The sequence below is a fragment of the Streptomyces sp. ATLC9 genome (genome assembly GCF_057196705.1).
Map to the genome: position 1 here is coordinate 1 of NZ_JBXUOY010000291.1, position 6107 is coordinate 6107.

Below are 6107 nucleotides of genomic sequence, written 5' to 3' on the forward strand. Positions count from 1 at the left end.
GACCGGGACCGGGGGACCGGTCGCGGCCCCGCACCACCCTCACCCGTCGGCGGCCTTCCCGGCCACGTAGACGGTGTTGGCCGACTCCTCCCCCGGCCGGTAGGGGTTGCCGAAGCGGACGACGTGGGCCTCGGCGGTGGCGAAGACCCGCGCCAGTACGGCGGTGAAGTCCTCGTCGGGCGGGTCGTCGGACCACAGGGCGAAGACGCCGCCGGGGTGGAGGTGCTCCGACAGGGCGCGCAGCCCGGCCTCCTCGTAGAACGGGGCGTGGCCGGGATGCAGCACATGGCGCGGCGAGTGGTCGACGTCCAGCAGGATCGCGTGGAGGCGGCCGCCGGGCCGCTCCGGGTCCAGCCCCCCGGTGCCCGCGGCCCGCTCGAAGAAGTCGCCCCGGACGAGCCGGCAGCGCCGGTCCGACACCAGCTCCCCGCCCAGCGGCACCAGTTTCTCCCGGTGCCAGCGGATGACGTCGGGGAGGGCGTCGAGGACGACCAGCGAGCGCACCCGCCGGTCCTCCAGCACCGTCCGCGCGGTGTGGCCGAGGCCGAGCCCGCCCACGGCCACGTCCAGCCCGGCGCCGGCCCCGGTCCCGTCCTTGGGGAGGGCTGCCAGGCCGAGGCGGGCCAGTTCGGTCTCGCCGGCGGTGAAGAGGCTGGACATGAGGAACTCGTCGCCGAGTTTGACCTCGTACACCTCCCGTCCGGTCACCGGGTCCCGGCGGCGGCGCAGGCTGATGTCGCCCATCGGGGTGGGGCGCCAGTCGATCTCCTCGAAGCGCGTGCTCATACGGTCGCCCTCCGGTGCGGTCAGGCGTCGATGACGACGGGGATGACCAGGGGCTTGCGGCGGTAGGTGCGGAAGGCCCAGGAGGCCACGGAGCGGGCGATGAGCTGCTCGAGCTGCTGCGCGTCCCCCACCCCCTCCTCGGCCGCCGCGGCCAGGGTCTTCTCGATCACCGGGACGGCCGAGGCGAACGTCCCCCCGTCGTGGACGAAGCCGCGGGCCAGGAAGTCCGGAGGCTCGGCCAGAGCGCCGGTGTCGGCGTCGACGATGGCGACGACGGTCACCACGCCCTCGGAGGCGAGGGTGAGCCGGTCCTTCAGGGACGCCTCGGTGGCGCCGCCGACCTCCATGCCGTCGACGTAGACGTTGCCCGCGGGCACCTTGCCGGTGATGGAGGCGCGCCCGTCGACGAGGTCGACGACGACGCCGTCCTCGGCGACGACGACCCGGTCGGGGTCGACGCCGGTGCGCACGGCCAGGTCCGCGTTGGCCTTGAGGTGCTTGAACTCGCCGTGCACCGGCATGACGTTGCGGGGCTTGACGATGTTGTAGCAGTAGACGAGCTCGCCGGCGCTGGCGTGGCCGGAGACGTGGACCTTGGCGTTGCCCTTGTGGACGACGTTGGCGCCCCAGCGGGTCAGCCCGTTGATCACCCGGTAGATGGCGGTCTCGTTGCCGGGGATGAGGGAGCTGGCCATCAGCACGGTGTCGCCCTTGCCGATGCGGATCATGTGGTCGCGGTTGGCCATCCGCGACAGCGCCGCCATCGGCTCGCCCTGGGAGCCGGTGCACACCAGCGTGACCTTGTGGTCGGGCAGCTTCTCCAGTTCCCTCATCCCGACCACCAGGCCGGAGGGGACCTTCAGATAGCCCAGTTCGCGGGCGATGCCCATGTTGCGGACCATCGAGCGGCCCACGAAGGCGACCTTGCGGCCGTAGGCGTGGGCGGCGTCCAGCACCTGCTGGATGCGGTGCACATGGCTGGCGAAGCTGGAGACGATGACCCGCCGGGGCGCGGTGCGCATCACCTGCTCGATCGCGGGGCTCAGGTCGGCCTCGGCGGTGGTGAATCCGGGGACCTCGGCGTTGGTGGAGTCGGTGAGGAAGAGGTCGACGCCCTCCTCGCCGAGCCGGGCGAAGGCGCGCAGGTCGGTGATGCGGCCGTCCAGCGGGAACTGGTCCATCTTGAAGTCGCCGGTGTGCAGCACCAGACCCGCGCCGGTGCGGATGGCGACGGCCAGACTGTCGGGGATGGAGTGGTTGACCGCGACGAACTCGCAGTCGAAGGGGCCCAGGCCCCGCCGGTCGCCCTCCTTCACCCGCGCCGTGCGCGGCCTGATGCCGTGCTCCTTGAGCTTGGCCTCCAGGAAGGCCAGGGTCAGCTTGGAGCCGACGACGGGGATGTCCGCCCGCTCGCGCAGCAGGTACGGCACGCCGCCGATGTGGTCCTCGTGGCCGTGGGTGAGCACCACGGCGACCACGTCGTCCAGGCGGTCGCGGATGGAGGTGAAGTCCGGCAGGATCACGTCCACGCCGGGCTGGTGCTCCTCGGGGAAGAGCACGCCGCAGTCGACGATCAGCAGCTTGCCGCCGTACTCGAAGACGGTCATGTTGCGGCCGATCTCCCCCAGGCCGCCCAGGGCGACGACCCTCAGCCCTCCCTCGGGCAGCTTGGGGGCGGGCTTCAGCTCAGGGTGTGGATGACTCATACCCTGACGCTATCCGAGGGCGGCCGGGCTGTCTCATCGCCCCTTCCACCAGCCGGTTCGCTTCGCACGGCGGAGGCGGGACGGCGGCGGGCGGGCGGGGCGCTCAGCCCTGCGGGCCGAGCCGGCGGCGGAGGGTGGCGGCGAAGTCCTCGGCGGCCATGAGCTGGGCGCGCAGGGTCTCGCAGCGGGCCTCGGCGACCTTGCGGTAGGCGTCCAGGCGCTCCCGCAGCCGTTCCCGTTCCGCCTCCTCCAGCGGCTCGCCGGCCGAGAGCCGGTCGGTGACGGACAGCAGGTCGCGCATCTCCTCCAGGGAGAAGTCCAGCGGTTTCATCCGGCGGATGACCATCAGGCGGTCGACGTCGGCGGCGGTGTAGAGCCGGAAACCCCCCTTGGTGCGGGCGGAGGGGACGACGAGGCCGACCTCCTCGTAGTGCCGGATGGTGCGCAGCGACAGTCCCGTCCGGTCGGCCACCTCACCGATCTGCATCCGCTGCTCGTCCGCCACTGCCGATTCCCCTCTGATGCCCGAACATTTTTCGGGTTCGTAAACCCCAACCCTACCGCGTGATATGAATCACAAGGCATCGCACGGTATTTACCTGCGATTTACAGGACTCCGGCCGCAATCATCCCTCACGTCAGGGTAGGGTTTGTTTCCGGGCGGAACATCGCCCTCCCCAGTCCCGTCGGGCGACGGTGCCCGACCGGCGGTCCCCCGCGTCCGCCGATCCCTGGTCTCGCCCCTGTCGGGTACGACGGCCGCGGCACGGCCGGGTCCTCCCGCTCCGCACGGAAGTCGCGCACGCCGCGCGCACGCCTGACGCCTGCGCGCCCGATATGGAAACGGATGCATGTCCGCTGACACCTCCGCAGCCCGGCGGCTGCGCCCCTCCCGCCCCGACTGGCTCGCCTCGCCCAAGGTCTTCCGCACCGAGGTGCTGGCCGGCCTGGTCGTCGCCCTGGCCCTGATCCCCGAGGCGATCTCGTTCTCGATCATCGCCGGGGTGGATCCGGCCGTCGGCCTGTTCGCCTCCTTCACCATGGCCGTGGTGATCTCGGTCGTGGGCGGCCGCAAGGCGATGATCTCCGCCGCCACCGGCGCCATCGCCCTGGTCATCGCCCCGCTCAACCGCGAGCACGGTCTGGGCTACCTGGTCGCCGCCGTCATCCTGGGCGGTCTGATGCAGATCGCCCTCGGCGCGCTCGGGGTGGCCAAGCTGATGCGGTTCGTGCCGCGCAGCGTGATGGTCGGCTTCGTCAACGCGCTCGCCATCCTGATCTTCATGGCGCAGGTGCCGGAGATCACCGGCGTGCCCTGGGCGGTCTACCCGCTGGTGATCGGCGGACTGGCGCTGATGGTGTTCTTCCCGAAGGTCACCACGGTGGTGCCCGCCCCGCTGGTGTCCATCGTCATCCTGACCGTCATCACCGTCGCCGCGGGCATCGCGGTGCCCACCGTCGGCGACAAGGGCGAGCTGCCCTCGTCCCTGCCCGTCCCCGGCCTGCCCGACATCCCCTTCACCACCGACACCCTGGTCACCGTCGCCCCCTACGCGTTCGCCCTCGCCCTGGTGGGGCTGATGGAGTCGCTGATGACGGCCAAGCTGGTCGACGACATCACCGACACCCACTCCAACAAGACCCGCGAGTCCATCGGCCAGGGCGTCGCCAACGTCGTCACCGGCCTCTTCGGCGGCATGGGCGGCTGCGCGATGATCGGCCAGACCATGATCAACGTGAAGACCTCCGGCGCCCGCACCCGGCTGTCGACCTTCCTGGCCGGCGTCTTCCTGCTGATCCTGGTGGTCACCTTCGGCCCCGTGGTCTCCACCATCCCGATGGCCGCCCTGGTCGCGGTGATGATCCTGGTCTCCTTCGCCACCTTCGACTGGCACTCGGTCCAGCCGAGGACGCTCAGGCGGCTGCCCGTCGGCGAGACCGCCGTGATGGCCGTCACCGTCGCCGTGGTGGTGGCCACCCACAACCTCGCCATCGGCGTCGTCGTCGGCGTCATCACCGCCATGGTGATCTTCGCCCGCCGCGTCGCCCACCTCGCCGAGGTCTCCGCCGTCGTCGACCCCGACGGCACCCAGGCCGTCTACGCGGTCACCGGCGAGCTGTTCTTCGCCTCCTCCAACGACCTGGTCTACCAGTTCGACTACGCGGGCGACCCCGACGACGTCGTCATCGACCTGTCCGACGCCCACATCTGGGACGCCTCCTCGGTGGCCGCCCTGGACGCCATCGAGACCAAGTACGCCGCCCGCGGCAAGAAGGTCACCATCGTCGGCCTGAACAAGGCCAGCGCCGCCATCCACGACAGGCTCGCCGGGCAGCTCGCCGACAGCCACTGACCCGCGGAACCAGGCGGAACCAGGCCACCGGCCCCCGGCGCTTCCGCGCCGGGGGCCGGTGGCCTGGTGGGCGGGCGCGAGGGGTGTCAGCCGAGCTTCTCCGCCTGGGCCCCGATGACGGCGGCCGGGAGGTCGAAGTCCCCGCCGCCGCCGGCGGCGGCGAGGTTGAAGGAGGAGAAGACGGCCAGCGTGTCGCCCTGGCGGACCACGGCCAGCTTGAGCGGCATCCGGTCGCCGTCCCGCTCGGTGGTCACCGTCCAGGCGGCGGCCTCCTCGCCGCCGGTGACCTTCTCCTCCTCGACCCCGGTCACCTCCTGCCCGTCGCCCTTGACGCCTCCGGTGAACCCGCCGGAGCAGGACTCGGCGGCGGCGCGCAGGCCGGTGAATGCCTTCTGTGCTCCCCCGTCCTCGTAGGAGGCGAGGGTGACCATCGTCGTCGTGACGTCGAAGGCCCCCTTGATCGCGTCCTCGAAGTTCTCCAGGTCCTCCTCGGTCAGCTCCCCGGAACCGTCCGTGCCGCCGTCGGCCGGGTTCCCGGGCACCTGGGTGACCATGCGCCGGGCGGTCGCCGCCGGGTCGCCCAGCGGCACGCCGAGCTGGGCGTGCGCCAGGGGCGCGCACTCGTCCTTGTCGGAGGAGACGTCCCCGGCGGAGACGCTGTCCCCGGGGCCCAGCTCCTCGACCTCGTGGCCCTCGACGTCGCCGTCGGCGAGCACGAGCCTCTCCAGCTCCTCGGAGGTCTCCACCCCGGCGGCCGGTCCTGCGGAGGAGGACTTCCCGGGCTTTCCCCCCTCGGCCTTCTCCTCGTCGCCCCCGCCGGAGTCCGAACCGCCGCAGGCGGTGGCCAGCAGGGCCAGGCAGGCCGCGGAGGCGGCGAGGGCGGTACGGCGTACGGCGGTGGATCGCATCGGGGGTTCTTCCTCCTCCACTGGCGGGCTCCGGCGCCGCCCTGAGGGATCGTCCGGCGCCGGCCCGCCACGGTTCCGGTGATCCGCCAACTCTAGTGCCGCCGTCGGGACGGGAAGCTTCGGACCGGCGTTCGACCGTGACAGTGATGTGCTCATCCCGGGCCCGCTCCGTGAAACCCGTCTCCGCCCGCGCGCCGGGGCGGAGTGGAGGCGGGGAACCGGGGAAGGCGGAGCCGGGAACGCCGCCGCCGCCCGTGGGAGGCGCGCTCGCCGCCCGGTGTGCGCTCGGGCGCCAGTTCCAGCTCCATCCGCACCCGCGCCCCGCCCAGCGGCGCGCGGCCGACCTCCAGCCG

At 72.1% G+C, this 6107-nt stretch carries 6 protein-coding genes; 1 reads left to right on the top strand and 5 read right to left on the bottom strand.

What is annotated here, in order from left to right:
- Positions 1-39 precede the first annotated feature (39 nt).
- The 3 genes from AC2CJA_RS22745 to AC2CJA_RS22755 all read right to left on the bottom strand — a co-directional run bounded on the left by AC2CJA_RS22745 (position 40) and on the right by AC2CJA_RS22755 (position 2979).
- On the bottom strand, positions 40-786 hold the full coding sequence (locus AC2CJA_RS22745; RefSeq protein ID WP_484604540.1) for a polyamine aminopropyltransferase: 747 nt from the start codon (positions 784-786) through the stop codon (positions 40-42).
- A gap of 20 nt (positions 787-806) precedes the next feature.
- Positions 807-2492 carry a ribonuclease J gene (locus AC2CJA_RS22750; RefSeq protein ID WP_484604541.1) on the bottom strand — a complete coding sequence of 562 codons (1686 nt, stop codon included), beginning with the start codon at positions 2490-2492 and terminating at the stop codon, positions 807-809.
- Between the two features lie 103 nt (positions 2493-2595).
- Positions 2596-2979 carry a MerR family transcriptional regulator gene (locus AC2CJA_RS22755; protein ID WP_484604545.1) on the bottom strand — a complete coding sequence of 128 codons (384 nt, stop codon included), beginning with the start codon at positions 2977-2979 and terminating at the stop codon, positions 2596-2598.
- 364 nt (positions 2980-3343) lie between these two features.
- Between AC2CJA_RS22755 and AC2CJA_RS22760 the strand changes: the two genes are divergently transcribed.
- Positions 3344-4846 carry a SulP family inorganic anion transporter gene (locus AC2CJA_RS22760; RefSeq protein WP_484604542.1) on the top strand — a complete coding sequence of 501 codons (1503 nt, stop codon included), beginning with the start codon at positions 3344-3346 and terminating at the stop codon, positions 4844-4846.
- Between the two features lie 86 nt (positions 4847-4932).
- Here AC2CJA_RS22760 and AC2CJA_RS22765 read toward each other — a convergent pair whose 3' ends face one another.
- Positions 4933-5754 (bottom strand): hypothetical protein, encoded by an 822-nt coding sequence (locus AC2CJA_RS22765; protein WP_484604543.1) that lies wholly within the window; start codon positions 5752-5754, stop codon positions 4933-4935.
- 152 nt (positions 5755-5906) lie between these two features.
- On the bottom strand, positions 5907-6107 hold a 201-nt coding region (locus AC2CJA_RS22770; RefSeq protein WP_484604544.1), incomplete at its 5' end, for a hypothetical protein.

Bases quoted from the DNA above. Each gene is read 5' to 3' on its own strand.
- AC2CJA_RS22745 (WP_484604540.1), bottom strand. From the start codon at position 786: ATGAGCACGCGCTTCGAGGAGATCGACTGGCGCCCCACCCCGATGGGC.
- AC2CJA_RS22750 (WP_484604541.1), bottom strand. From the start codon at position 2,492: ATGAGTCATCCACACCCTGAGCTGAAGCCCGCCCCCAAGCTGCCCGAG.
- AC2CJA_RS22755 (WP_484604545.1), bottom strand. From the start codon at position 2,979: ATGCAGATCGGTGAGGTGGCCGACCGGACGGGACTGTCGCTGCGCACC.
- AC2CJA_RS22760 (WP_484604542.1), top strand. From the start codon at position 3,344: ATGTCCGCTGACACCTCCGCAGCCCGGCGGCTGCGCCCCTCCCGCCCC.
- AC2CJA_RS22765 (WP_484604543.1), bottom strand. From the start codon at position 5,754: ATGCGATCCACCGCCGTACGCCGTACCGCCCTCGCCGCCTCCGCGGCC.